The sequence below is a fragment of the Corallococcus sp. AB038B genome (assembly GCF_003668955.1).
GTDB classification, from domain to species: Bacteria; Myxococcota; Myxococcia; order Myxococcales; family Myxococcaceae; genus Corallococcus; species Corallococcus exiguus.
The window spans coordinates 180,816-206,788 of sequence record NZ_RAWO01000001.1; the positions used below are offsets into that span (position 1 = coordinate 180,816).

Genomic DNA, 25,973 nt, shown 5'->3' on the forward strand with positions numbered 1-25,973 from the left:
GCCCTCAGTAGGCTTCGGCCTGGAGCTCGCGCTCGAAACCGACGAGTCCGTGGAGAACGTGGCGAAGAGCTGGCAGCAGCTTCTGCTGGAGCGAATCGCCAACGAGCTCGTAGGCCACGAACACCTGCGCGAACCCGCCAGGACGGGCATTCTCTCCATGGAAGTGGACGGAGAGCACATGCCCGAATCCCTCCTGACCAAGGACGGCCGCGTCGGCGTGCTCCTGGGCATGGACACCCCAGCACTCCCCGGGCACTTCACGATGCCGGACGGACAGGTCCGGCTCGTCACCGTGAAGACGCTGATGCCCCGGGAGCTCACGTACCTGCTGGAGCACGGCCGGGAGGAACTGCTCCACCGCTTCAATCAGTCCAACCCCGGCCACCTGTCCAAGGCCTGGCGCCAGCCCGTGGTGTAGTCGGAGGCAGTCCATGTCGCAGCGCTGGCTGTGCGTGATGTGGATGCTGTTCGTGACGGGCTGCGCGACGTCACGAACATGGCGGTTGGACACGGGAGAAGGCCGGGCGCGTGAGCACACGCCGCGCACGGACACGAGGCCCGTGGTGCTGGACGGGGACACCTTCGAGAAGGCGGTGCGGACGCTGGCGCGCGGAGCGCCGGTGTCGGTGCATCCCCGAAGGGAAGCACTCCGGCTGTCGAATCCCGGAGCGGACCGTCCGCGAGCCTCGCTGGGAGTCGTGTCCGTGGATGACCCGAGGCAGGGGCGCGTCCGTGTGACTCAAGGGAGCACGGAGCTGGAGGCCGCCTACGGACGCTGGTGCGTGCGCAAGAGATTGTCCGGAGACTGCCTGCACCTGTTGGACCGGGGACTGACGCTGGATGAAGAGAGCAAGCGGACGCTGGCCTTCCGGATTGCGTTGGACTCGGTGTGGGAGGAGACGGCCGAAGCGCTGGAGGGGATGGTGGACCCCGAGGCGACGGTGTCTCTGCTGGTGATGACGGGAGCGGTGTACTTCAGCCTGTGGCTGGTGCCGGAGCCGCTGTTGTCGAAGGGAGTGGCGACGACGCTGACGGTGGCGCTGATTGCGTACCTGGGCTGGGACACGGTGTGGAGTCTCATCCAGGGTTGGAGGGTGCTGGCGGCGGAGGTGAAGGAGTCAGAGACGTTCGACGGCATCCGGGACGCGGGAGAGAAGTACGGCGAGGTGATGGGCAAGCAAGCGGCACGGGCCTTCGTGATGCTGGCGATGGCGGCGCTGGGGAGCACGGCGCAGACGCTGGCGACGCGGGTCGCGACGCTGCCCGGTTCAGCGCAGGCCGCGCTGGTGGGAGCGGAGCAGGGAGGCTTCCGGCTGGTGGCCGCGGCGGAGGTCTCAGCAATCGCGGTGTCCGCGAGCGGCGAGGTGACCATTGCACTGGCGCCCAACGCGGTGGCGATGTCGGCGAAGGGGCGGAACGTCCCCGTGCCAGTCGACGTCCACGAGCATCATATCGCCACGAACAAGTGGTGGGACGCCACGCATCATGGCGGACCTTGGTCGCCCAAGTTCCAGGACCTCTTCGACCGTGCGGGCATGTCCTTGGATGATCCCGCGAACAAAGTCCGTGTCCCTGGACATAAAGGACCGCATCCTCAGAAGTACCATGAAGAAGTCTACGAACGCTTGCGCCGGGCACTGGGAAGATGCAGGAGCATTCAGTCGTGCAGTAAGGCGCTTGTGACGGAGCTTGAGTCGCTGGGAGCGGAGATCTCTACGCAGAACAGTCGGCTCAACTTGCTCGTCACGCAGCCCTGACGACCGGGAAGGCTAATCCCAATGAGGTACTTCAAACTCCTCGACGACATGGAGATTCACGGCCGCTGGCTTCCAGGCGAGGCCACGAACGCCCAGGGGCAAGAGATCGATGACATCTGGCAGTTCGCGGATGGCTGCCCGGTCCAGGTCCATGAGCGCCTGACGATCCCCATTGGGCATCCGGGAGTGGTTCAAGACTTCTCGACGTCGAGTGTGGGCGGGACACCTGTTGTCCACAAGCGCGTCGCGAATGTCTTCGCGGAACTGGCTCAGGACTACGTACAGCTCATTCCCGTCGATGTCGAAGGACAGTCCGGGCCTTACTTCATCCTCGTCGCGACACGGACCATTCGATGCATCGATGATCAACAGTCCGCCGAGGTGAAGTACTGGCTGCCAGAGGATGACCGACCAGAATTGACGGGGACATATCGAGCCGTCTACGGCCTGCGCATCGACCCGACGAAAGTGGGCGATGCCAAGGTCTTCCGCCCCTGGGGTTGGAACGTCGTGCTCATCGTCTCCGAGGACATCAAGGATGCCCTGGAGCGTTCAGGCGCCACGGGAATGTCATTCAGAGAGGTCACGGGCCCCAGCGAAGTCAGCCCGGAACAGCGCGAGCACAGCCGCAAGCTCAAGGTGCTCTACGACCGGACCGAAACGGCCCGCACCTCGTTCTGGCGCACGCTGGGCACTATGGAGGACAGCTTCGTCATCCCCATTGTCGTCGGAGGCGGCTGGCCCGCGCGTCGCCAGATCTGGCGAGTCATCCACAGGCCCGAAGGGCGCACCCTCTTCGTAACGGACGGTCTCTCCGACTTCTTCGTGGAGGCCGTGGCGCCCTCAGTAGGCTTCGGCCTGGAGCTCGCGCTCGAAACCGACGAGTCCGTGGAGAACGTGGCGAAGAGCTGGCAGCAGCTTCTGCTGGAGCGAATCGCCAACGAGCTCGTAGGCCACGAACACCTGCGCGAACCCGCCAGGACGGGCATTCTCTCCATGGAAGTGGACGGAGAGCACATGCCCGAATCCCTCCTGACCAAGGACGGCCGCGTCGGCGTGCTCCTGGGCATGGACACCCCAGCACTCCCCGGGCACTTCACGATGCCGGACGGACAGGTCCGGCTCGTCACCGTGAAGACGCTGATGCCCCGGGAGCTCACGTACCTGCTGGAGCACGGCCGGGAGGAACTGCTCCACCGCTTCAATCAGTCCAACCCCGGCCACCTGTCCAAGGCCTGGCGCCAGCCCGTGGTGTAGTCGGAGGCAGTCCATGTCGCAGCGCTGGCTGTGCGTGATGTGGATGCTGTTCGTGACGGGCTGCGCGACGTCACGAACATGGCGGTTGGACACGGGAGAAGGCCGGGCGCGTGAGCACACGCCGCGCACGGACACGAGGCCCGTGGTGCTGGACGGGGACACCTTCGAGAAGGCGGTGCGGACGCTGGCGCGCGGAGCGCCGGTGTCGGTGCATCCCCGAAGGGAAGCACTCCGGCTGTCGAATCCCGGAGCGGACCGTCCGCGAGCCTCGCTGGGAGTCGTGTCCGTGGATGACCCGAGGCAGGGGCGCGTCCGTGTGACTCAAGGGAGCACGGAGCTGGAGGCCGCCTACGGACGCTGGTGCGTGCGCAAGAGATTGTCCGGAGACTGCCTGCACCTGTTGGACCGGGGACTGACGCTGGATGAAGAGAGCAAGCGGACGCTGGCCTTCCGGATTGCGTTGGACTCGGTGTGGGAGGAGACGGCCGAAGCGCTGGAGGGGATGGTGGACCCCGAGGCGACGGTGTCTCTGCTGGTGATGACGGGAGCGGTGTACTTCAGCCTGTGGCTGGTGCCGGAGCCGCTGTTGTCGAAGGGAGTGGCGACGACGCTGACGGTGGCGCTGATTGCGTACCTGGGCTGGGACACGGTGTGGAGTCTCATCCAGGGTTGGAGGGTGCTGGCGGCGGAGGTGAAGGAGTCAGAGACGTTCGACGGCATCCGGGACGCGGGAGAGAAGTACGGCGAGGTGATGGGCAAGCAAGCGGCACGGGCCTTCGTGATGCTGGCGATGGCGGCGCTGGGGAGCACGGCGCAGACGCTGGCGACGCGGGTCGCGACGCTGCCCGGTTCAGCGCAGGCCGCGCTGGTGGGAGCGGAGCAGGGAGGCTTCCGGCTGGTGGCCGCGGCGGAGGTCTCAGCAATCGCGGTGTCCGCGAGCGGCGAGGTGACCATTGCACTGGCGCCCAACGCGGTGGCGATGTCGGCGAAGGGGCGGAACGTCCCCGTGCCAGTCGACGTCCACGAGCATCACATCGCCACGAACAAGTGGTGGGATGCCACGCACAACGGTGGCCCGTGGTCACCCAGGTTTCAGGAACTCTTCGACCGTGCGGGCATGTCCCTGGATGATGGGGCGAACACGGTCCGTGTTCCTGGCCATAAAGGACCGCATCCTCGCGAGTACCATGAGACCATCCTCAGGCGATTGAAGACCGCTCTTGGCAGATGTCAGAGCATCGCTCAGGTCGAAACTCACTGACGAAGGAACTCCAAAACCTGGGAAGGGAAATCCTTCGAGAGGGCACGGACCTTCATGGCTGGGTTGTTCGCGATTGATGGATGGAGGTGATGGAGATGCGGTACTTCGAGCTGTTGGATGACATGGACATCCAGGATCGCTGGTTGCCAGGTGAGGCGAGAAACTCCCAGGGACTGGAGATCGACGACATCTGGCAGTTCGCGGATGGCTGCCCGGTCCAGATCAAGGAACAGCTCAGGATTCCCATCTCTCATCCAGGCGCGCTCCTGGACTACGCGACGACGAGCGTGGGTGGAACCCCCGTTGTTCACCGGCGGGTCGCGAACATCTTCAGCGAACTGGCATCGGATGATGTGCAGATCATTCCTGTCGAGGTCGAGGGACAGACTGAGCCCTACTTCATCCTCGTCGCGACACGGAACATTCGATGCATCGATGTTCAGCAGTCCAGCGAGGTGAAGTACTGGCTGCCAGAGGATGAACGACCCGAAAAGACGGGGACATATCGGGCCGTCTCCAACATGCGCATCGATTCGACAAAGGTCGGTGAGGCCAAGGTCTTCCGTCCCTGGGGATGGACTGTCGCGCTCATCGTCTCCGAGCACATCAAGGAGGGCTTGGAGCGTGCGGGCGTCACGGGGATGAGGTTCGAGGAAGTCACAGGCCCAAGTGCCATCAGCCCTGAGGAGAGAGAGCACAACCGCAAGCTCAAGGTGCTCTACGACCGGACCGAAACGGCCCGCACCGAGTTCTGGCGCACGCTGGGCACGCTGGATGAAAACGCCATCCTCCCCATCGTCGTCGGAGGAGGCTGGCCCGCGAGGCGCCAGGTCTGGCGAGTCATCCACCGGCCCGAAGGACGCACCCTCTTCGTGACGGACGGCCTCTCCGACTTCTTCGTGGAGACCGTGGAGCCCTCCGTGGGTTTCGGCCTGGAGCTCGCGCTCGAGACCAACGAGCCGCAAACAGACTGGCCCGTGACGCTGCTGGAACGAATCGCCAACGAACTCGTAGGCCACGAACACCTGCGCGAACCCGCGAGGACCGGCATCCTCTCCATGGAAGTGGACGGAGAGCGCATGCCTGAACCGCTTCTGACGAAGGAAGGCCGCGTCGGCGTGCTCCTGGGCATGGACACCCCCACACTCCCGGGGCACTTCACGATGCCGGACGGACAGGTTCGGCTCGTCACCGTGAAGACGCTGATGCCCCGGGAGCTGACGTACCTGCTGGAGCACGGCCGGGAGGAACTGCTCCACCGCTTCAACCAGTCCAGCCCCGGCCACCTGTCCAAGGCCTGGCGCCAGCCCGTGGTGTAGCTACCCCATTCCCATCATCAGCCACACCGCCAGCGCCCCATACAGCGGCACATTGAGCGCCAGCGTCAGCCGGTTGATGCGCCGGAACCTTTCCTGCTCCGCATCCGCGAACCACACCCCATCCTCGCCAGTGGTGCGTCCCTCCACGGCCTGATGGAACAGCGCCGCATACGCCACTTCCACCAGCAGGCTCACCAGCACCAACCCCACCAACGCCAGCGACCACACATCGCGCCCATCGAGCACTCCGGCCCACTTCTCCCCGGTGTACACGAGCCCCGCCCCCACCAGCGCGATGCATCCCAGGTCATGGCCCACGCCATACGGCGGCCGCCAGTTGCGCGACACGTAGAGCATGTAGAGCTCCGCGGCTCCGCGCAGCCACATGGATACCGCGAACGCTCCCAGCACGACGCGCGCCTCCAGCGGCACGGACGCATCCAGCGCCACCAGCGGGCACACCAGGAACCAGAGGAACACCGCGTACAGCAGCCACGCCATCTTGGGGCCGGAGATGCGTCCACCCCGGCCGCCCTGTGCGTTCTGCCTGCGCCGGAACACCACCGCCGCGCTCGCGCACGCCAGCAACGCCACCACCAGGAACACCCGCGTCGACGAAGTGAGCATCAGTAGGAACGAGGCTGGGGATAGTGGTGGGGAAATCGCTCGACGTACCACGCTCGAAGCCGGGGCAGGTGCGTGAGGGACACCTGCGGATGCAGGTGATGCACCACGTGCATCCCCACGTGCCGGGGCGCCAATCCCAACCCTCCCCACCACCTGAGCCCATGGTCGCGAGTGCACGTGAACACATCTTCCAACTTCCGCCCCTGCACGGGCGCGGCGGTGTGCTCCGCGAGCAACCGGTGCGCGTTGAACCCAGACGCCACCAGCAACGGCACCGCATACCCCCACAGCACCGCGGAAGGCCACCGCACCGCCAGCGCCAGCACGCCCAGGTGGAACAGCACCTGCCCCGCCTCCGCCCGAGCACACGCCGCCACCTCCGCGTCGTGCGTGAGCACCCGTCCGGAGCGGTCCTGCAGAAACACGCGCGCATACGCCGTGCGCAGCGAAGGCAGCACCCACGCACAGAGCCCCACCGGTCCCCGCAGCACCCAGCCGGGAATGACGCTCAGAAGCAGGAACCACCGCCACACCGTGCGCAGCCGGCCTCCATCCGGAGGCTTGCGGTACGGATCCGACGGCAGGCCCGCGTCGCGATGATGGCGAAGGTGGTGGTAGCGCATCGCCTCCAGCGTGGACGCAATGGGGTACCCCGCGACGGTCTCCAGCAGACACAGTCGCCATTCCCGTCTTCGCGAAGGCAGGTGGACCGCGTCATGAAGCAGGACGCCCAGCGCATGCAGCCGTCCCGCGACGACGAGCACCGCCAACGGCAACAGCACCGGAGGAGCCCAAGCCATGACCCCCCACCCCAGGGCCATCCCCGCCCACTCCACGGCCGCCAGGCGCAGCAGTCCGGAAGGCGTTGCGGGAACGAGCAGCTCGCGAGGCACCGCCGCGCGACGAGGCAGGGAAGAGGACATCGGGCGCCAGGACTCCATGCATGGGCGCCGGACGCAAGCCCCGTGCGGATTGGACACCCGGAGACGGGCACGGCACGCTCCGCGCGTGCACCGGGACGGTCAATCATGAGTGTGGAGATGCCGACGCAGCCGGCCCTGACGGGCACGCGCGTGGAGCGGGGCGGTTGGGTGTTCCCCCGCTGGAACGACCCGAGGCTGCCCTTCGCCGCGCTGCTCACGCTCTATGGAGTGCTGGGCTTCACCTTCTTCGGCTTCAACCGCAGCCCCGGGCAGATGGCCTTCCTGGTCGTCTCCGGCACGTTGCTGGACGCGGTCCTGGGCTGGGTGCTCAAGCGGCGCAAGGAGGTGCCGCTCTCGGCGTACATCTCCTGCTGTTCGCTGGCGCTGCTCTTGAACTACTCGCACGCGAGCACGCTCTTATGGCTGCCGGTGTGGCTGGCCATCGGCTCCAAGTACGTGCTGACCTTCCAGGGGCGGCACGTCTTCAACCCGTCGATGTTCGCGGTGGCCGTATCGCTGCTCACCACGCGAGAGCTCATCACCGCCGCGCCCGCCTACCAGTGGGCCAACGGGGAGGTCGCGCTGTCGGCCTTCATCGTGATGGCGGCGATGGTGCTCTTCTTCTTCCGGGTGGGCCGCGGCTGGCTGGTGATCAGCTTCCTGACCTTCTACGCGCTCCAGACGGCGCTGCGAGCGTTCATCCTCCGCCACCACCTGCCGCCGGAGGTGCTGTTCCTGGGCACGCTGGGCGCGCCGTCGTTCTTCATCTTCGTCTTCTACATGCTCACCGACCCGGCGACGTCGCCCGCGACGCCAAAGGCCCAGGTGCTGGTGGCGCTGGCCATCACCTGCGTGGACCTGGTGCTGCACCTGAAGGAGAGCGTCTACACGTTCTTCTACGCGGCGCTCACCGTGGCCACCTCCCGCTTCGTGTTCATGCACGCGCGCGAGCTGTGGCGCACCCGGGGCGCGGCGCTGCATGGGCTCCTGGCTTCGGACATGCTCAAGCGCGTGGGCGTGGTGGGGGGACTCGGGGCGGTGCTGGCGACGGGCTACTCGGTGTCAGCAGCGCAGGGGGAGCGTCAGGCGCCGCTCGCGTTCCACCTGAACGCGCAGGACCTCGAGCAAGCGGGCCTGGACTCCCAGATGGGTCACACGCTGGAGGAGTTGGATCCGCGCGTGGCCCACGTCGCCAAGTGGCTGGTCGCGGTGGGCGACGCGGTGGCCACGGGCGACTTCGACGGGGACGGCAAGCTGGACCTGTTCCTCACGCACCCGCTGGGCACGCCGGAGCACCACGCGGGCCTGTACCGCAACCTGGGCGGGCTGCGCTTCGAACGCGTCCCCGTGCCCGCGCTGGAGCGCTTCGCCACTCGCTACAAAGAGGAGGGCCTGGCGGGCGGCGGGACGTTCGTGGACTGGGATGGGGATGGGGACCTGGACCTCGCGGTGGCGGTGGCCTTCGGGCCGGTGCGCCTGCTGCGCAACACGCTGCGCGAGACGGGGACCGCGGGCTTCGAGGACGTGACGGAAGCCGCGGGTGTGACGGACCACGCGGTGAGCCTGGGGCTCACGTTCCTGGACTACGACCGCGACGGGCACCTGGACCTGCTGGTGCTCAACGCGATGACGACGCACCTGCCGGACTACCCAGAGCCGTCACCGCCGCTCAACCTCTTCAAGCTGCCGGAGCCGGAGTACGCGGGTGACCGCCGCATGCTGCGCTTCATGCATGACGGCTGGCACAACGCGAGCAACGGCGGACGCAACGCGCTCTACCGGGGCCGAGGAGACGGCACGTTCGAGAAGCAGGACGTGGAGGCGCTGGGCCTGAAGGAGACGCACTGGTCGCTCGCGGTGAGCACGGTGGACCTGAACCAGGACGGGTGGACGGACCTCTACGTGGCGAACGATTTCGGGCCGGACGACATCTACCTGAACGAGGGTGGCCGGCACTTCCGCCACATCGTGGGCCACCGCTTCGGGGAGATTGGCCGCGACACGTACAAGGGCATGAACGCGAGCGTGGCGGACTTCGACCGCAACGGTTGGTTGGATGTGTACGTGTCCAACGTGCACCACTCGCTCCAGGCGGAGGGCAGCCTGTTGTGGATGGTGGGGCCGGGCGAGGACGCCTTCGTCCCTCGCTTCAAGGACGAGGCCACCTTCCGGGGCGCGCTGAACGAGCGCCGCTTCGGCTGGGGCGCGGCGGCGGGGGACCTGGACGACGACGGATGGCCGGACCTGGTGCAGGCCAACGGCATGGTGGACGCGCGCCTGGACGCGGAGAAGTGGCGCATCCCGGCGGGACAGCGCAACGACTACTGGTACGTGAACCACAAGTTGATGCAGTCCGGCCCGGAGGTGCACACGTACGCGGACAAGTGGGGCGACATCCGGGGCCGCGTGCTCTATCCGAACGAGGCGCGCCGCGTGTACCTCAACCTGGGCGATGCCCGGCCGGGGCACTTCGTGGATGTGGCGAAGGACGTGGGCATCGAGGCGCCGGACAACTCGCGCGGCGTGTTGATGGCGGACCTGGATGACGACGGCGACCTGGACGTGCTCATCACCAACCAGCACGCGCCTTTGTCGCTGTATCGCAACACGCTGCGAGCCAACGCCACGGACGCGAAGCCGGACGCGCACTTCGTGGGCCTGTCGCTGGTGGGGGACGGCCAGCGCACGCACCGCAGCGCGGTGGGCACGCGCGTGGTGGTGTCCTACGAGGAGAACGGCAAACGCGTGGAGCAGGTGCGCGAGGTGGGGCTGATGGGCGGGTTCTCCGCGTCGGCGGATCCTCGGCTGCACTTCGGTCTGGGCCGTCACTCGGGGCCGGTGAAGGCGGTCATCCACTGGTACGGCGCCCAGCCGCAGGAGGTGACGTTGGAGGCGGACCGCTATCAGGAGGTGCGCCAGCCTCCCGCGCCCACGGCGCTGCGGGGAGGGCCCTGAAGCGATGCTCTCCGCGATGAAGGGCACCACGGTGCGGCGGGAGGACCTGGACGCCGACACCCGGGCGCGGATGCTGGCGCTGATGCAGTGCTGCTACGTGGGCGTGAGCGCCGAGCGTTTCCACGCGGACCTGGACGCGAAGCAGTGGGTGTTCCTGCTGCACTCCCGGCGCACTCGGGAGTTGGTGGGGTTCAGCACGGTGCGGGTGGCGGAGGAGGGTGGCGTGGAGGTGCTGTACTCGGGCGACACGGTCATCCATCCGGACTGGTGGGGCCACAAGACATTGCAGGTGGTGTTCGGAAGGTTGTTGCTCGCGCGCAAGCTGCGCCGGCCGTGGAGGCCGCTGTACTGGCTGCTCTTGTCGGGCGGATACAAGACGTACCTGTTGGCGGTGAACTACTTCCCGCGCACGCATCCACGCAGGGACTGGACGCCGCCGGAAGGGCGCTCGGAGTTCTTGCGGGGACTGGCGACGCGGTGGTTCGGCGCGCAGTACGACGCGGCGAAGGGAACGCTGCGCTTCGATGGCGCGCACTACCGGGTGCGGGACGGCGTCTCGCCCATCGACCGCGACGCGGCGGCTCATCCGCACATCGCCTACTTCGCGGAACGCAACCCCGGCCACGCCGAGGGCGAGGAGTTGGTGTGTCTGGTGGAGATTCGCGGCTGGGACCTGGCGAGGGCGCTGGCGCGAAGCGTCTGGGGCCAACTGCGTCGCTGGGCCCGACGGGAGCGGGACGCATCGCGGGTCCGCGTGGGGACGTGAGGTGCTGACTTCCCGTGCGATGTTGTCCGCCACGATGGCGGCGCTGACGCCGTCCGCGCTGCGCTTCCGTCATGCGTTGCGCGAGCCGGAGGTCGCGCAGGCGGAGTGTCTGGCGCGCATCCTCCGCGCAGTGGAGGGCACGGCACAGGCGGAGCGGGTGCAGCACTTTGGCCGAATCCGCACCGCTCGAGAGTTCCAGGACGCGGTGCCCATCACCACGCCGGACACGGTGGCGGAAGATGTCGAGCGCATCGCGCGGGGAGAAGCGCGGGTCCTCACTCGCGAGCCCGTGCTGCGCTTCGAGCTGTCCGGCGGCTCATCAGGCGCATCCAAGCGGGTGCCGGTGACGCAGGGGCTGCTGCGCGAGTTCCAGCGCGCGCTAGCGCCTATGTTGCACGAGGTCTTCTTGCGCCGCCCCGCGGTGCGCGAAGGCCCCAGCTACTGGTCCATCTCTCCTCTGGGCCGGAGACAGCACCGGACGTCGGGCGGCATTCCGGTGGGATCGGCGGAGGACAGCGCGTGGTTCCCGCGCCCGTTGCAGCCGCTGCTCTCGCGCGTCTTCGCCGTTCCAGGCTCGGTGGGCCAGGCGCCCCATGTCGAACCATGCCGTTACGTGACGCTGTGGTTCCTCGTGCGGTGTTCGAACCTGTCGCTGATCAGCGTCTGGAACCCCAGCTTCCTCACGCTGCTGATGGACGCACTGGATCGGTACGGCGAACGGCTCGCGGAGGACCTGGAGCGCGGCACGCTGCGGCCTCCTGAACACGACGCGGACGGCACGCCCGTGGGCAGCGATCCTTCCTGGACGGCGCTCGTGCAGGGGCTCCAGGGCGTGCGTGACATCCCGAGGGCCCAGGTGCTGCGTGACGGGCTGCCCTCCGCGCGCACGCTCTGGCCAGGGCTCGCGCTCCTGAGCATGTGGACGGACGCCCAGGCCTCGCACGCCATGGCTGGCGCATGCCGGCGCTTCCCGGGCGTCGAGGTCCAGGGCAAGGGCCTGCTCGCCACGGAGGGCGTCATCACGGTGCCCCTCTTCGAAGCACCCGCGCCAGTGCTCGCGGTCCGAAGCCACTTCATCGAGTTCCTGGACCCGGAGCGCCCCGACGCACGCCCACTCCTGGCGCACGAGCTGACGGCGGGCCGCACCTACGCGGTACTCCTCTCCACGTCCGGCGGACTGCTGCGCTACCGGCTGGGGGACCTCGTCCGCGTGGAGGGCTTCGTGCACGCGACGCCTTGCCTGCGGTTCCTCGGCCGAGCGGATGCCGTCTCGGACCTCGTGGGTGAGAAGCTCTCCGCCGCGCGAGTGGGCACGGTCCTGGACGCCACACTGGGGCCCACGCGTCCCGCCTTCGCCATGCTCGCGCCGGAGTGGGGGACACCGCCGGCCTACCGCCTGTTCCTTGAGACGGATGAAGCCGTCGACGTCATTGCCGCGAATGTGGAGCGCGCCCTGTGCGAGGGCCATCACTACCGCTACGCACGGGAGCTGGGACAGCTCGGTCCAGTGCGTGCGGTGCGCGTGACACAGGGGGCCCGGCGTTACGAGGCCCGATGCATCCAGCTCGGTCAGCGCGCGGGTGACATCAAGCCCGTGGATCTGCACCGCCAGAGCGGTTGGGCCGAGTGGTTCGGAAGAGGGACATCATGACGATGCTCACGGTGGACCTGGACGCGGAGGCGGACCTCGGCCGCTGCGGCGCGCTGAAGGACTTCTGGTACGTGGCGTGCCTCTCCACGGAGTTGCCCGCGAACAAGCCCGTCGCGCGCACCGTGTTCGGCACGGGACTGGTCCTCTTCCGCGGACCCGATGGCGCACCCACCGCGCTGCGAGACCGCTGCCTCCACCGCAACGCGCGCCTGTCACAGGGCGACGTGTTCGACGGACGGCTCGGCTGCCCGTACCACGGCTGGGTCTACGACGCGTCCGGCGCGGTGGTGGAGATCCCCGCGCTGGGCCCACCTCAACGCGGAGAGAAGCTGGACGCTCGCGCCTGCGCGCACGAAGGCCTCAAGCCCGCGCCCTGCGACCTGGGACGGCTCGCGCGCTTCCCCACGCGGGAGCAGGACGGGCTCGTCTACGTCTACCTGGGCGCGGACGTCACCCACGCCCGCGCGCAGCCCTTCCGCGTGCCCTACTGGGGCGAGCGCGGCTGGACCGTCTATTTCATGGTCACGCGCTTCGCGAACGGCGTGACGAACCTGGTGGAGAACTTCATGGACGTACCGCACACGTCCTTCGTGCACCGGGGCTGGTTCCGCAATCCCACTCGCAAGCGCGTGCCTTCCACGGTGAAGCGCCACGCGGGCCGCGTGCGGATGACCTACCACCAGGAGGAGGACGCGCTCACGGGACTGGGGCGGCTGTTCAACCCGCGCGGCCTGCCACTCGTGCACACGGACGAGTTCATCGTCCCCAACGTCACGCGCGTGGACTACCAGTGGGGAGACAGCGGCTTCGCCATCAACTCACAGTGCACGCCCATCGGGCCCACGGACACGCTCGTGTACACGGCCATCAGCTATCGGTTGCCGGTGGACGTTCCGGGTGCATGGGTGGGCCGCACGCTGACGCCGCTGGTGCGCTGGTACACGCGGCAGGTCATCCAGCAGGACGTCCGCATCATGGAGACGCAGCGCCAGGGACTGACGGATGGCCCCGGCGGCGGTGTGTACTCGAGCACGGAGGCGGACCTGCACCACGCGGACATCGAAGCGTACCGCCGCTGGCTCCGCGAAGGCGCGCACGGCCCCGGTCCCGAGGACGCGGAGCGCGACGTGGTCTTCTGGGTCTGAACGACCACTCACGATGCTCGCTTGGGCCCGAGGAACCCGGCTCCCGGAGTATCAGCCGCCCTCTGGGGTCCGCGTCAGCTTCGACACATGCCTCAGCACCAGGGAACCCGACCTCTCCGCCGTCAACCGGTAGCCGGCCTGCCTGAGGCGATCGACCCAACCTCCATCCAGCCCATCCCGGACGCCTTCAAGGAGCCATACGCCGTCCTCCTTCCGGGAAAGCGTCAGCGCAGGCTCGACGGCCGCATCAAGGAGTCCCTTGAGCAACGGCAGTTGACCCGTCAGATACCCAATCCCGTCCAACTGTCGCTTGCGGCGACGTTCAAACAGGGCCAGGCGGGAGTTCAGCCTCGCCACGCCTCCCGCCAACACGGTGGACTCCCATCGCTGGATGTCGTGCTCCATGGCGAGGATCTCCGCCCGCAGCTTCCTGCTGGTTCCGGGCCAGAGCGCTCCCTGGGGCGGAAGTGGATATCGGGTGACCGTGGCCGCGTCTGCCTCAAGCGTCGGACAGGCCGGCCCTGGAGCGAGATCCATCGACCACGCCTCGCGACGGATGGAGAGCCGCTCGAGAGAAAGAAAGGGTGCGCTCTTCCCCAGCGCCTCCATTGTGTCGACGAGGTCGCTTTCCGCTCCCGTCCCTTGAATCCGAAGCACCCTCCCCTCGCCGCTCTCGCGGAGCACCGACACGTCCGCTCCGCCCACGGCTTGCGTCAGCCGTGAGCGCAGTTCGGTCTCGTCGTTCGGGGGACAGTGGAGGCGAAGGGCGTGCTCCACGACTTGCAACTCACGCTTCCGCTCCTCTCGGTTCGCGATGAGCTCCATCTTCTCAGCACGCTCGAGCTGCGCGAGCCGTGACAGCGTTTTCAGTTGCTGAATCTCCTCCGTCTCGCAGGCACACACCGCCAAGGCAACCGTGACGAGGCATGCCCGCGCCCACATGGAACGACCCGACCGCTGGCCGCTTTCGCCAACTCCTTCCATGCGAGCGCTCATTCAGGCTTGGGTGCCTGAGGCCTGCTCCTCCTCGGCCTCCGAGGAGGGAATCAGCGCCAGGAAGTACCCGGAGAAGAAGGTCGCACCCAGGAAGAGCCAGTGGATCAGCCCCTGGGTGAACGGGAAGGGCAGCGGGGGCAGATGCTCATGCATCCACATCAGCGTCGCCATGGCGTTGGACGCATGGCACGCAACCGCCAGGCCCAGCGTGGCGCAGATCTGCACCACCAGCATCCACGTGTTGGCGGAGGAGGTCACCGGCCGGGCCAGGCTTCCCAACTGCTCGAGGAGGCGCGGGTACACGAACTTCCGGAAGAGCGCGCCACAGGCCAGGCCCAACATCAGCGGGCCCGCGATCTCGATGATTGAATTGACTGCGTCCATGGCCCGCGACCCTGCCAGAGGGCGCACGGCCAGTGCAAATCCACTCACCCCATGCGCCGCAGGCCCGGCAGGTCCTCCGGCCTGAGCACCCAGCGCGGCGGCTCCGGCGGCGACGTGCGCGTGCCCACCTGCGCCGCGGGGAAGCCCTCCACCAGCGCGTAGTCCGGGAACACCGCGCGCGCCTTCACCAGGCTGCCGGCGGCCACGTGGCAGCCCTTCCCCAGGTGACTGCCCTCGCAGAGGATGGCGCCGGGCTCCACCACCGTGCCCGCGCCCAGGTTGCACGCATGCAGGATGCAGCCCGGGCCCACCACCACGCCCTCGTCCAGCACCAGCATGGTGTCCGGCTGCAGGTGCAGCACCGTGTTCTCCAAAATCTGCACCCGCGCGCCAATGCGCACCGGACCGTTCAGGTCGCCGGTGATCTTCACGCCCGCGCCAATGATGGCCCCCGCGCCGATGACCACGTCACCGGACACCTCCGCGGAGGAGAAGAGGGTGGCGGTGGGGTGGACGAAGGGGTGACGGTCGCGAAAGGCGTACAACTGTCCCATGGGGGCGTCCTCGGCGCGGTCTCGCGCGGAGAAAGGGGTCAAAGGTGCGGCGGGCAGCGACAGGTCGCCGCCCCGGCGCTGCTGCAGGTGGGTCAGGTCCTCGGAGGAGAGCATCCGCAGGACCTGTCCCGGCCGGCCCAGCACCACGGATTGATCCGGCACCGTCATGCCCGGCGGCAACACCGTGCCTTCTCCCACCAGGCAGCGGTCGCCCAGCGTCACGCCGGGCATCAGGATGGCGCCGTCGCCGATGTCGCACAGCGACCCCACACGCGCACCCATCACGAGCGAGCGCGGACCGAGCACGGTCTTCTCTCCGATGGACGTGGGCCGTTCGGGAGTGCCCACCACCACCGCGTCCTCGCGCAGCGTGGAGAAGGCTCCCAACATCACGGAGCCTCCCACCGAGCGCACGACGGCGCCTCGGGAGATGATGGCCCCGGGCCCCACTTGCGTGGAGCCCAGCAGTCGCGCGGACGAGGCCAGGGTGAAATGAGGACCTACCGCGGTGGGCAGGAGAGAAGCGGTCGCGGGTAAGGGACTCATCGGGATGCAGCAAGCTACTCCCGGCCCTCACAAGGGCATGTTGTCCAAAGGCACGACGCAGCCGTCCAGCAGCGGACGCTCACCTGCTGGCTCGATGAGGGTGGGTGCGGCACCTTCAGATGTCAGGAGTGGGAGGCAGGGGGCGTAGGAAGCCGCGTCGCTGGGCGCCACGTGTGGGCGTTTCGCGGTAGGAAGTCCCCTCGCTCTCGAAAGGCCTCACCCCGTGGAAGAGACACCGTTGGCGGACCGCCACGCCCAGGCCCCCGAGCCCGTGGCCAGCCGCGACGCCGTGAACAAGGGGCTGTGGTCCCTCGTGAAGGAGGCCCTGCACGGCTCGGAGCAGGACCTCACCCAGCTGCCGCTCGGGAGGGCCATCTTCCTGCTGGCCGTGCCCATGGTGCTGGAGATGTGCATGGAGTCGGTGTTCGCCGTGGTGGACGTCGCCTTCGTCGGCCGGTTGGGCGCGGAGGCGGTGGCCACGGTGGGACTCACCGAGGGCATCCTCACCATCATCTACGCGGCCGGCATGGGCCTGAGCATCGGCGCCACGGCGATGGTGGCCCGGCGTATTGGAGAGAAGGACGCGGAGCGCGCGGGACGCACGGCGGTGCAGGCCATTGGCCTGGGGGTGATCATCTCCACGGTGCTGGCCGTGGCGGGCATCGTCTTCGCCCGGCCGATGATGGCGGCGCTCGGCGGCTCGCCGTGGGTGCTGGAGCACGGCGTGGCCTACACGCGCGTGATGATGGGCGGCGTGGTGAGCATCCTGCTGCTCTTCCTCATCAACGCCATCTTCCGGGGTGCGGGTGACGCGGCCATCGCGATGCGCGTGCTGATGCTGGCCAACGGGCTCAACATCGTGCTCGCGCCGTGTCTCATCTTCGGGTGGGGGCCGTTCCCGGAGATGGGCGTGGTGGGCGCGGCGTGGGCCACCACGCTGGGCCGGAGCGCGGGCGTGGTGTACCAGCTCTTCCGGCTGGTGCGGTCCAACGGCCGGCTCCAGATTCGGCGCGAGCACGTGTCGCTGGAGCCCGCGACGATGCTCGCGATGGTGCGGCTGTCGGGCGCGGGCATGGTGCAGGCGCTGGTGACCACGTCCAGCTGGGTGGTGCTGGTGCGCATCGTGTCGTCATTCGGCAGCACGGCGCTGGCGGGCTACACCATCGCCATCCGCATCGTGATGTTCGCGCTGATGCCCGCGTGGGGTCTGGGCAACGCGGCGGCCACGCTGCTGGGACAGAGCATGGGCGCGGGGGACCCGGACCGGGGCGCGAAGGCGGTGTGGCTCGCGGGTCGGTACAACCTGATGGTGCTGGGCACCATCGGCGTGGCGTTCTTCATCTTCGCGCATCCCCTGCTGGGAGCGTTCACGACGGATGCGGCGGTGGTGGACGAGGGGGCCAAGGCGCTGCGCATCTTCTCCTTGAGCTTCCTGTCGTGCGCGTACGGCATGGTCATCACCTCCGCGTTCAACGGCGCGGGGGACACACGCACGCCCACGCTCATCGACCTGGGGTGTCTCTGGGTGCTGGAGCTGCCGCTGGCGTGGGTGCTGTCCCATCCGATGGGCCTGGGCTCGGCGGGCGCGTACTGGGCGGTGCCGGCGGCCTTCGCGCTGATGTCCGTGCTGGGCATCGTGTTGTTCCGGCGCGGGCGCTGGAAGACGCGTGTGGTGTGAGCGTCAGGGCAGGCAGATTTCAAAGCCGGTGCGGCCCCCGGGGAAGGTCCTCGGGGGGCGCGACGCGGGCGTGACGGCGTAGAGGTGGAAGTCCAGCCTCCGCTGGATGAAGCCGTCGAAGGCCGAAGCCAACGGGTCACCGGTGTCCTGCTGCACGGTGAAGAAGTGGAAGCCCCGGCCGTGGAACGCGGCGTAGACGGCATCCAGCAGCGCGCGCAGGACGCCAGGGTCCTCCGAGGGGATGCTGGTGTTGCAGAGGTAGAAGTAGCGGAAGTCGCCGCCGGGCGCGGGCAGGCGGGGCGCGCCGGTGACGGTGGCGAGCGCGTTGACGCCCCGGCGCACCCACTTCATGCCGCCCCGGTACGCGAGCACGCGGTAGCGCTTCACGGCTTCGGGGTTCCAGGCGGAGGTGCAGCCGACGAGGTTCCCCGCGGGGTCGAACGCGAGGAACGAATCCTCCACGCGAAGCCGAGGCCAGTGCGCGAGCCGGTGCTCCAGTTCACCGGTGTCGAAGCGGTAGCCGAAGGGGCGTTGACGGTGGTCCGCGTCCAGCAGCGCGGCCATGGCGGGCACGTCCGCGGCGGTGGCCTGGCGAACGGTGTAGCGGCTGGGGCGCGGCTTGCGGCGCAGCACGAACTGGAGCGAGACGGCGGAGAAGGCGCGCATCAGGTGGTAGTGCGGCTGCGCTTCCCGGGACGCGCCACGACGCACGAGCGCCTGGAGCGCGGCGGCGTTGGAGGCCATGACGGCGGTGAGGAACACGTCCACGCCGTGGCGGCGGGCGGTCTCCTCCAGGACGGGGCCATAGAACCGGGCCAGGCCCCGGGCGCGGCGCGCGGAGAAGCGGGTGCGCAAATCGCCCAGGTAGCCCACGCGGCACGGTCTGCCTTCCAGCCAGCCGTCGCGGACGTGGATGGCGCCCATTCCATCCAGGCGGGATGTTTCACCGTGGGCCCAGACCTCCGCGTCACCTCGCTGCATGGCGAAGAGGCCGAAGTAGTCCGGCGACCGCTGCGTGCTGAGCACCAGGTCCCCGGTCATGGGCACGTCGCCGAACAGGTCCAGCAGCGCGGCGTTGTCGTCCCGGGTGGCTCGGCGGAGGGGGCTCATGGGTGGTGAGGTGACGTGTTACCAGAGGCCCTGGGCTCGGAGGATCTCCGAAACGCTCTGCCCCCCGGCCAGATGGGCCTGGAAGAAGGATTCTGCTTCGTCCTCGGTGGGGTTGCGCCAGACCAGCCGTGCTCCCGACTCATCGTGGGCCTGCTTGCACAGGATGAAGGTCCGGCGAACGTCCTCGGCGCTCCCGAAGCGGAGAACGTCCATGAGCAGAGGGTTCTGGTTGGTCAGGAACACCTGCCGATTACCCACTTGCCTCAGACAGTCGGTGACCCACTTGAAGTGGAAGCCATGCATCGGCTCGTCCGCGATGAGGATGGTGCGCGATGCGTCGGCGTGGGCGAAGAAAGCAAGGAGGCGCTTTTCCTCGGGGGCGAGCAGGTCGTGAGGGATCTCCTCATCGGCGTGCTTGAAGACGAACCTCAGATTGCGCAGCTGGGTGAGGTAGCCGCTGGGGATCGCGGGCAGCCTCTCGATATCGAATCGCGCGCTGGCCGAGTCGAAGCCAAGTGCCCGGACCGCGTGTGTCAGGAACCCCGGCGTGAACGTCAACGTCGTGCCAATCGGGTCGGTGTCCAGCAGGTCCCTGAAGGAAGAAGGAACAGCGCGGAGGTTCCAGGCGCCGTTGATGCCCATCCTCCACCCTTCGAGGTCGAGCAGTGCGTGGTAGCCCTCGAGGCCTTCGTCCAGCCTGCCCGCCGTCAACAGGGAGAAGGTGATGAGCCGGTAGCGCAGCTCCATGGGTGCGTCGTGCTTGGAGAGGACGAGGCGGAGGATCGTGAAGGGCGAGGTCACGAGGGGGTAGCGATGGTGCTCCGTTCTCCCGTCCCGCTCGATACGGGTGCCATCCGGACCGATGTCCCCCTTGAGGACCTCCGTGCCGTGGTCCGTGAGCGTGCAGGAGAACGTCCGCGGAAAACGTGACGCGCCAGACTCGTCCGTGGCGCTTTCGGTTCGCGGTCGGGTCATCGCGCATTCCAGTTCCAGCTGTTCCTTGGCGATGCTCCAGCTCACGTCGAAGGGGTCATCCTTCAGGGCTTCGTCGGGATGGTCCACGACGGTGGACAGCAATCGCAGCAGCGTCGTCTTCCCGGTCTGGCTCCCGCCCAGCAGGACGTTGATGTCCGAGCGGAACTCCAGGGTCGTGGGAATGACGTTCCGGAACTGGCGGATGGTGAGCCGCGTCAGCGTGGACATCGTGCTCCCTCCCGGTGCCCCCAGGGCGCTCCGGGGTCGGACGACCGCACCACACGCTCCCTTCGAGGGTCAAGGAGCGCCCCCGCACTTCCGCCTCCGCCCGCCCTGCGCCACATTGCGGGCCTTCGCTCGCCGCACGGGGAGGACGTCATGGGGCTGTTGGGGTGGATCATCTTCGGCTTCTTCGCGGGGCTCATCGCCCGGGCCGTGCTGCCGGGGAACCAGCGCCTGGGGTGCATCGGTACGACGCTCCTGGGCGTCGCCGGGGCCTTCGTGGGCGGCTTCCTCACGTCCGTCTGGCGGGGCACCGACTGGCGCGACCCGGAGCCCACCGGGTTCCTGGGCGCCATCCTGGGAGCCATCGTCCTGCTCGGGGTTTCCCAGGCCGCCTTTGGCGGTCGTTCCTCCCGGTAGGACCCTTCCTTCCCTCCCACGCCGGGAATCCGGGGCCGTCCCACCGGTTGGGGGGCCGGCGGCCGGTTGTCCTACCTGCATGGACCCCCATCCGGGGAAAGCACGGTTCCCAAGAGGATGCCGGGCACTTTCTGTAGTAGACCGCGCCCCAGGCATGCAGCGGGGGGCGGTCGGCCGCCGCTGAGCCAAAGGAAAGGCGACGACATCATGATGAAGAAGACGATCCTGATCGCGGCGATGCTGAGCCTGACGGCCTGCCAGGGCCAGGGAGCGAAGCCGGGCGAGACCTCCGCCACCGGCACCTCCACGGCTGCGGCCACCGCCGGTGCTCCTCAGACCGAGGAGCAGAAGACGCTGTACGCGCTGGGCCTGTCCATCGGCCGCAGCATCAGCGTGTTCGACATGACCCCGCAGGAGCTGGAGTTCGTGAAGGCCGGCCTCACGGCCCAGGTCACCGGTCAGAAGACCGACGTGGACCTGGAGACCTACGGCCCCAAGCTCCAGGACCTCGCGCGCGAGCGTTCGCTGCGCAAGGCCACCGCGGAGAAGGAGAAGTCCGCGAAGTTCCTGGAGGAGAAGGCCAAGGAGCCCGGCGCCGTGAAGTCCGAGTCCGGCCTCATCTACAAGGAGACCCAGGCGGGCACCGGTCCCCAGCCCCAGGCCTCCGACATCGTGAAGGTGCACTACAAGGGCACCCTCTCCGACGGCAAGGAGTTCGACTCCTCCTACAAGCGCGGTGAGCCCACGCAGTTCCCGCTCCAGGGCGTCATCAAGTGCTGGACCGAGGGCCTCCAGAAGATGAAGGTCGGCGGCAAGGCGCAGCTCGTGTGCCCCTCCGACATCGCCTACGGCGACCGCGGCGCGCCCCCGAACATCCCCGGCGGCGCCGCCCTGGTGTTCGAGGTCGAGCTGCTCGAGATCGTGAAGCCCCCCGAGCCCACCCCGGGCATGCAGGGCATGCCGGGGATGCCCGGCATGGGCACCCCGCCCCCTGGCGCGAAGCCGCCGGCCCCCGGCGCGAAGCCGCCCCCGGCCACCAAGCCGCCTCCGGCGACGAAGTAGTCACCCCCTCTCCTTGACGGGAGCGGCGGGAACGAGGGCCGACGTGAGGGACTTCCCCTCGCGCCGGCCCTCTTCGCGTCCGGGGTTCAACGCGCTGGCGCGTCCGCCTCCACCGCGCTACGCCCGGAAGGCGGCCCGGACAGCCCGGGCCCCGAAAGGACACGGACGATGAAGCCGGACATGAAGAGGCTCACGTGGGTGCTGGCGGCGGCGCTGATGCTGGGCGCCTGCGCGACGAGCAGTCCGGCGGAGGTGGCGCGCACGCCGTCCGCCACGGGCGCCGTCTCCGAGGAGGAGTTCAAGGCCATGCACACCCTGCGCACGGACGCCGCCCCCGAGCGCAAGGGTCAGCCGGTGGAGCTGTCCGACGGCTCCAAGGCCTACCTGAGCCTGCCTCCGAACGCGAAGGGCCCCCTGCCCGCCGTCATCGTCATCCACGAGTGGTGGGGCCTCAACGAGCACGTGCAGGCCTGGGCGGACCGGCTGGCGGCGGAGGGCTACGCGGCGCTCGCGGTGGACCTCTACCACGGCAAGGTGGGCGCCAACCCCGACGAGGCGCTCGCGCTGGTGAAGGCCGTGGACCCGGACCAGGCCACGAAGACGCTGCTGGCCGCGCACGCGTTCCTCAAGGGCGACCCGCGCATCCAGGCCGTGCGCACCGGCAGCATCGGCTGGTGCTTCGGTGGCGGCTGGTCGCTGCGCACCGCCATGGCCATCCCGGAGCTGAGCGCGGCGGTCATCTACTACGGCCACCCGGTGACCGACCCGCAGCAGCTCTCCACCATCAAGGCCCAGGTGCTGGGCATCTTCGGCACGAAGGACAAGTCCATCCCGCCGGAGACGGTGCAGGCCTTCGAGAAGGCGCTGGAGGAGGCCGGCGTGCGCAGCCGCATCGTGGAGTACGACGCGGACCACGCCTTCGCCAATCCCTCCGGCGGCCGCTACGACGAGCGCTCCGCCGCGTCCGCCTGGGCGGAGACGTCCGCGTTCCTCGCGCGCACGCTCAAGCGCTGAGGACGCACGGGGCCAGCGGCCTTCAGTAGGGACGCTGGCCCACGTAGTTGCCCGGGGGCGCGTAGTTGCACACCCAGAAGTCCCAACTGGACGTCCCGAAGGGCGAATTGACGGTGCAGCGCTTCGTGGCGCAGCCCAGGCGGCGCGTGTTGCGCCACACCACCTGCGTGTAGTGGCCGCAGGCCTTGCCCGACGCGCAGGCGTTCTTCGAGTAGTCGTAGTCCGCCACCTCGTCCACCCAGCCCTTCACCACGGTCTTCGCGGTCAGGTAGTCCGGTGTGGCGGCGGCGATGTTCTCTCCCGCGTTGCCCCGGCCCGCGTTGTGCTCGTAATCGCAGTTGTCCGCCCACTTCTGGGCGATCTCCGCCACGGCGGGGTCCCACGTGAGCGGCTCCAGCGCGGGCGACGGCGTGGGCTTCGCGGCGGCGCGGGCCGCGTTGTGGGCCTCCAGCATGTCGCGGGCGAACTGCGTCAGCTCCACGCTGCCGCCATCGGCGCTGGTGCCTCCGTCCTCCTGGACGCCCGCGTCCTCGGGCGTGTCGTCCGAGTCCCCGTCAGGGATACAGGCGAGCAGGAGGAACGGGGTGAGCAGCACGGCGGACAGGGGACGGAAGAGGGGAGGACGTCGCATGGGAGGGATTATCCGCGCGCGGGTGGGTGTGCGGGCAAGCGGACAGGGGGGCAGCGAGGATGGGGAGGGTCGGGTACCCCGTGGTAGGGTCAGGGTCCGGTCAGGAGACGCGACATGAGCCAAGACGAATCCCGCGCGCGGAAGATCCAGACAGCCCTTGAAGGGAACGATGAGTTCAGCACCTTTTCCATCGACCCGGACCTCAAGAAGCTGAAGATGAAGCTGGACCTCCAGTCGGAGGCGCAGCAGCAGCAATCCGGCCGCCCGGAGACCGCGCCCAAGTCGGGCATGTTCATGCGGCTGTTCCACAAGATGTTCCGGGGTTGAGGGGCACGATGGTCAAGGAGTCCTACCGCGCGCAGTGGGAGCGCTCGCGGGCGTATCTGGAGACGGGGGACCTGGGGCTCGCGCTTCAGGAGCTGCGGGACGCGCTGACGTTGGCGTCGGACGACGCGGTCCTCTGGGAAGAAATCTTCAACCTGTCGCTGCTCGGGGGCCTCACGCAGAACGCCCTGGCCGCCGCGCTGCGGCTGCGCCAGCTGGCGCCGGAGAACCCCAACTTCATCGGCCTGCACGCCATGGCCGCGCTGCTCGCCGGCAAGCTGACGGAGGCCGTGCCCCTCTTCGAGGAGGTCCTCCAGCGCGCCCCCGAGTCGGTGGAAGCCCGCCGGCAGCTGGCGCGGGCGCTGGACGTCGCGGGCCAGCGCGGCCGGGTGCGCACGCTGCTGGAAGAGGCCGTCGCGCGGGCGCCCTCGGACACGGGCGCGCCCAACGACCTGGCGGTGCACTACCTGGAGCACGTGCCGCAGGAAGGCCCGGCGCTCGCCGCGAGCGTGCTGGCCCCGGTGCTGGAGGCGCATCCCCAGGACCCCACCACGCACTTCAACCTGGCGCTGGCGCTGCGCCTGGGGGAGCCGGCGAAGGCCCGCCACCACGCGCAGCAGGTGCTCCAGGGTGGTGACAAGGAGCTCCGCGCGAAGGCCCAGCAGCTGCTGACGATGATCCCCGCCTGAAGCCGGGCGGGCCGTCAGGCCGCGCCGGGCACCCCCGTCCCCGGCGCCATGGATTTCCAGAGACAGACCTTGAAGACCCCGGGCGCCGTCAGCTCCCTGTGTTGGAGCGGCGACGCGCTGGTGGACCCGGTGGGTGGCGTGGTGCGCTACCACCTGGATGGGACCACCTTCGACCCGCACGTGCGCTACTCGTACCGCTTCGACCGGGCGGTGATGTCCCCGGACGGCCGCTACAGCGTGCTGTACGAGTCGCTGGGGACGACGGGGCTGCTGCTCGACGGCACGGAGGTGGTCCGGCAGCTGACGCGGGACTTCTACCACGCGAACACCCACGACTATCCCGTGGCCCTGCACACGCTCCCCAGTGGACGCACGCTGCTGGCGCACTGCCCGGAGTCGTACTGCGTGGTGGAGCTGGAGGACGCCGCCACGGGCGAGCGCCTCACGAAGCGCGACAACACCCCGACGGACATCTTCCACTCGCGGCTCCAGTTCAGCCCGGACGGGCGCTACCTGGCGAGCGCGGGGTGGATCTGGCACCCGGTGGACGCGGCGTCGGTGTTCGACGTGCCCCGCGCGCTGGAGGAGCCCGCGTCGCTGGACAGCGCCGCGCTGATGGACGGCGTGGAGAACGGCATCTTCCTCACGTCCGTCGCCTTTGGAGTGAAGGACACGCTCGTGTTCGTCCGCGTGGATGAGTCCCGCGACGGCGACACCTTCTACCTGGGCACGTACTCGCTGACGGAGCGCAAGGTGCTGTCGGAGGTGGAGCTGGAGGAGCCCGCGGGCCCGCTGATGGTCGTGGACGCGGAGCACGTGGTGGACTTCTTCGGCCACCCGAAGCTCGTGTCCCGCGCCACCGGCCGCGTGGTGCAGCGCTGGGAGGACCTGGACACGGGGAAGGTGCTGGCCAGCATCCGTCACCACCTGCCGCCCCCGCCGCACTTCGCGCTGGACGTCGCGAACCGCCGCTTCGCCGTGGGCACGGCGAACGGCATCGAGGTCATCACGCTCGCGGCTCAGTAGGGCTTTTCGCCCACCCAGTTGCCCGGCGGCGCGTAGTTGCACACCCAGAGTTGCCACGTCTTCACGTTGCCGCCGAAGGGCGAGTTCTTCGTGCACAGCCGCGTCGCGCAGCCCACCGTCTTCGTGGTGCGCCACACCACCTGCGTGTAGTGGCCGCACATCTTCCCGGCCTTGCACTTGCCGGAGGCGTAGTCGTAGTCAGCGGACTCGTCCGCCCAGCCCTTCACCACCTGCGCGGTGTTCCAGGTGTCCGGCGTCGCGGCGGCCAGGTTCTCTCCGAAGGTGCCCCGGTCCGGGTTGTGCTCGAAGCGGCACTCCTTCACGTAGGCCTCCGCCTTGCGCGCCGCCTCGTCGGACCAGGTGAGCGCGGGCAGCGCTGGCTTCGGCGTGGGCCGTGAGGCCTTCGCCCGCGCCTCGTTGTGCGCGGCCACCATGTCGCGCTTCAACTCCGCGGCGGGTGGCACCGGCTTGCGCGTGCCCTCGGTAGGCGCGGGCGTGGCCGTATTTGCCTTGCGCGCGGCGGCGGTGGCCGCGGCCTTCTTCGTGGAGGCGGAGACGGGCCGCTGCGCGTTCGCGCTGGAACCGCAGCCAAGCAACGGGGCCAGCACCAACACTGCGAGCCCGCGACGGAACACAGGAAGAGCCATGCGCGGAATCATTCCGCACCTGGGCCCCGCGTGC

At 68.7% G+C, this 25,973-nt stretch carries 24 protein-coding genes and 1 pseudogene; 16 read left to right on the forward strand and 9 right to left on the reverse strand.

Annotated elements, in window-relative coordinates; genetic code table 11:
* From D7Y04_RS00855 to D7Y04_RS00875, 5 genes and pseudogenes are all read left to right on the forward strand, one after another.
* Positions 1–418, forward strand: a pseudogene (locus tag D7Y04_RS00855) (suppressor of fused domain protein); the annotation flags it as partial.
* 13 nt (positions 419–431) lie between these two features.
* Positions 432–1,757, forward strand: coding sequence for an AHH domain-containing protein (locus D7Y04_RS00860; protein WP_120599332.1), 1,326 nt, complete (start codon positions 432–434; stop codon positions 1,755–1,757).
* A 21-nt stretch (positions 1,758–1,778) separates the two neighbouring features.
* Entirely contained in the window at positions 1,779–3,014 is a 1,236-nt protein-coding gene (locus tag D7Y04_RS00865; protein ID WP_120599333.1) for an imm11 family protein, read from the forward strand.
* Positions 3,015–3,027: 13 nt separating this feature from the next.
* Positions 3,028–4,275 (forward strand): AHH domain-containing protein, encoded by a 1,248-nt coding sequence (locus tag D7Y04_RS00870; RefSeq protein ID WP_233601210.1) that lies wholly within the window; start codon positions 3,028–3,030, stop codon positions 4,273–4,275.
* Positions 4,276–4,364: 89 nt separating this feature from the next.
* The gene (locus D7Y04_RS00875; RefSeq protein WP_233601211.1) at positions 4,365–5,594 is read left to right on the forward strand and encodes an imm11 family protein; all 1,230 of its coding nucleotides are present in this window, start codon (positions 4,365–4,367) and stop codon (positions 5,592–5,594) included.
* On the opposite strand, the gene D7Y04_RS00880 is transcribed toward D7Y04_RS00875, so the two are convergent.
* On the reverse strand, positions 5,595–6,221 hold the full coding sequence (locus tag D7Y04_RS00880; RefSeq protein ID WP_121758028.1) for a hypothetical protein: 627 nt from the start codon (positions 6,219–6,221) through the stop codon (positions 5,595–5,597).
* Complete coding sequence (locus D7Y04_RS00885; protein ID WP_158627437.1) at positions 6,221–7,144, reverse strand: fatty acid desaturase; 924 nt, start codon at positions 7,142–7,144, stop codon at positions 6,221–6,223. Before D7Y04_RS00885 ends, D7Y04_RS00880 begins: the two co-directional genes overlap by 1 nt.
* Positions 7,145–7,261: 117 nt before the next feature.
* On the opposite strand from D7Y04_RS00885, the gene D7Y04_RS00890 reads away from it, so the two are divergent.
* Genes D7Y04_RS00890 through D7Y04_RS00905 form a run of 4 tightly spaced genes read left to right on the forward strand, consistent with a single transcriptional unit; the run spans position 7,262 to position 13,661 of the window.
* A complete protein-coding gene (locus D7Y04_RS00890) occupies positions 7,262–10,099 on the forward strand; it encodes an FG-GAP-like repeat-containing protein (protein WP_233601212.1) in 2,838 nt (945 codons plus the stop codon).
* Between the two features lie 4 nt (positions 10,100–10,103).
* Positions 10,104–10,865 carry a hypothetical protein gene (locus D7Y04_RS00895; RefSeq protein WP_120598721.1) on the forward strand — a complete coding sequence of 254 codons (762 nt, stop codon included), beginning with the start codon at positions 10,104–10,106 and terminating at the stop codon, positions 10,863–10,865.
* A gap of 19 nt (positions 10,866–10,884) precedes the next feature.
* Positions 10,885–12,516 carry a GH3 auxin-responsive promoter family protein gene (locus tag D7Y04_RS00900; RefSeq protein ID WP_121758031.1) on the forward strand — a complete coding sequence of 544 codons (1,632 nt, stop codon included), beginning with the start codon at positions 10,885–10,887 and terminating at the stop codon, positions 12,514–12,516.
* Positions 12,513–13,661 (forward strand): aromatic ring-hydroxylating dioxygenase subunit alpha, encoded by a 1,149-nt coding sequence (locus tag D7Y04_RS00905; RefSeq protein ID WP_121758032.1) that lies wholly within the window; start codon positions 12,513–12,515, stop codon positions 13,659–13,661. The genes D7Y04_RS00900 and D7Y04_RS00905 overlap by 4 nt, the downstream gene beginning before the upstream one ends.
* A gap of 51 nt (positions 13,662–13,712) precedes the next feature.
* On the opposite strand, the gene D7Y04_RS00910 is transcribed toward D7Y04_RS00905, so the two are convergent.
* From D7Y04_RS00910 to D7Y04_RS00920, 3 genes are read right to left on the reverse strand one after another with little or no spacing between them, the layout of a single operon-like run.
* Positions 13,713–14,645, reverse strand: coding sequence for a hypothetical protein (locus tag D7Y04_RS00910; protein ID WP_147454750.1), 933 nt, complete (start codon positions 14,643–14,645; stop codon positions 13,713–13,715).
* Positions 14,646–14,657: 12 nt separating this feature from the next.
* Entirely contained in the window at positions 14,658–15,041 is a 384-nt protein-coding gene (locus D7Y04_RS00915) for a hypothetical protein (protein ID WP_121758034.1), read from the reverse strand.
* A gap of 44 nt (positions 15,042–15,085) precedes the next feature.
* Positions 15,086–16,141, reverse strand: a complete 1,056-nt coding sequence (locus D7Y04_RS00920) for a DapH/DapD/GlmU-related protein (RefSeq protein ID WP_120579446.1) — start codon at positions 16,139–16,141, stop codon at positions 15,086–15,088.
* A gap of 238 nt (positions 16,142–16,379) precedes the next feature.
* On the opposite strand from D7Y04_RS00920, the gene D7Y04_RS00925 reads away from it, so the two are divergent.
* The gene (locus D7Y04_RS00925) at positions 16,380–17,819 is read left to right on the forward strand and encodes an MATE family efflux transporter (protein ID WP_216669732.1); all 1,440 of its coding nucleotides are present in this window, start codon (positions 16,380–16,382) and stop codon (positions 17,817–17,819) included.
* Positions 17,820–17,822: 3 nt separating this feature from the next.
* Here the strand turns inward: D7Y04_RS00925 and D7Y04_RS00930 are convergent, their stop codons facing one another.
* Complete coding sequence (locus D7Y04_RS00930; RefSeq protein WP_121758036.1) at positions 17,823–18,929, reverse strand: hypothetical protein; 1,107 nt, start codon at positions 18,927–18,929, stop codon at positions 17,823–17,825.
* An 18-nt stretch (positions 18,930–18,947) separates the two neighbouring features.
* The gene (locus D7Y04_RS00935; RefSeq protein ID WP_121758037.1) at positions 18,948–20,132 is read right to left on the reverse strand and encodes an ATP-binding protein; all 1,185 of its coding nucleotides are present in this window, start codon (positions 20,130–20,132) and stop codon (positions 18,948–18,950) included.
* A gap of 150 nt (positions 20,133–20,282) precedes the next feature.
* Here D7Y04_RS00935 and D7Y04_RS00940 point away from each other — a divergent pair, with 150 nt between their 5' ends.
* From D7Y04_RS00940 to D7Y04_RS00950, 3 genes are all read left to right on the forward strand, one after another.
* Positions 20,283–20,546 (forward strand): GlsB/YeaQ/YmgE family stress response membrane protein, encoded by a 264-nt coding sequence (locus D7Y04_RS00940; protein ID WP_120598713.1) that lies wholly within the window; start codon positions 20,283–20,285, stop codon positions 20,544–20,546.
* Positions 20,547–20,756: 210 nt separating this feature from the next.
* Entirely contained in the window at positions 20,757–21,608 is an 852-nt protein-coding gene (locus D7Y04_RS00945; protein WP_121759227.1) for an FKBP-type peptidyl-prolyl cis-trans isomerase, read from the forward strand.
* A gap of 180 nt (positions 21,609–21,788) precedes the next feature.
* Positions 21,789–22,622, forward strand: coding sequence for a dienelactone hydrolase family protein (locus D7Y04_RS00950; RefSeq protein ID WP_120600371.1), 834 nt, complete (start codon positions 21,789–21,791; stop codon positions 22,620–22,622).
* A 22-nt stretch (positions 22,623–22,644) separates the two neighbouring features.
* Here D7Y04_RS00950 and D7Y04_RS00955 read toward each other — a convergent pair whose 3' ends face one another.
* Complete coding sequence (locus tag D7Y04_RS00955; RefSeq protein WP_120600370.1) at positions 22,645–23,253, reverse strand: CAP domain-containing protein; 609 nt, start codon at positions 23,251–23,253, stop codon at positions 22,645–22,647.
* A gap of 114 nt (positions 23,254–23,367) precedes the next feature.
* On the opposite strand from D7Y04_RS00955, the gene D7Y04_RS00960 reads away from it, so the two are divergent.
* The 3 genes from D7Y04_RS00960 (at position 23,368) to D7Y04_RS00970 (ending at position 25,292) form a co-directional block, all read left to right on the forward strand.
* Positions 23,368–23,580: a hypothetical protein gene (locus tag D7Y04_RS00960; RefSeq protein WP_120566951.1), complete on the forward strand. Its 213-nt coding sequence runs from the start codon at positions 23,368–23,370 to the stop codon at positions 23,578–23,580.
* 8 nt (positions 23,581–23,588) lie between these two features.
* Entirely contained in the window at positions 23,589–24,266 is a 678-nt protein-coding gene (locus D7Y04_RS00965) for a lipopolysaccharide assembly protein LapB (RefSeq protein ID WP_121758038.1), read from the forward strand.
* A 69-nt stretch (positions 24,267–24,335) separates the two neighbouring features.
* Positions 24,336–25,292: a hypothetical protein gene (locus D7Y04_RS00970; RefSeq protein WP_233601214.1), complete on the forward strand. Its 957-nt coding sequence runs from the start codon at positions 24,336–24,338 to the stop codon at positions 25,290–25,292.
* On the opposite strand, the gene D7Y04_RS00975 is transcribed toward D7Y04_RS00970, so the two are convergent.
* Positions 25,286–25,939 (reverse strand): CAP domain-containing protein, encoded by a 654-nt coding sequence (locus tag D7Y04_RS00975; RefSeq protein ID WP_233601215.1) that lies wholly within the window; start codon positions 25,937–25,939, stop codon positions 25,286–25,288. The two genes, D7Y04_RS00970 and D7Y04_RS00975, sit on opposite strands and share 7 nt — an antisense overlap.
* Positions 25,940–25,973 lie beyond the last annotated feature (34 nt).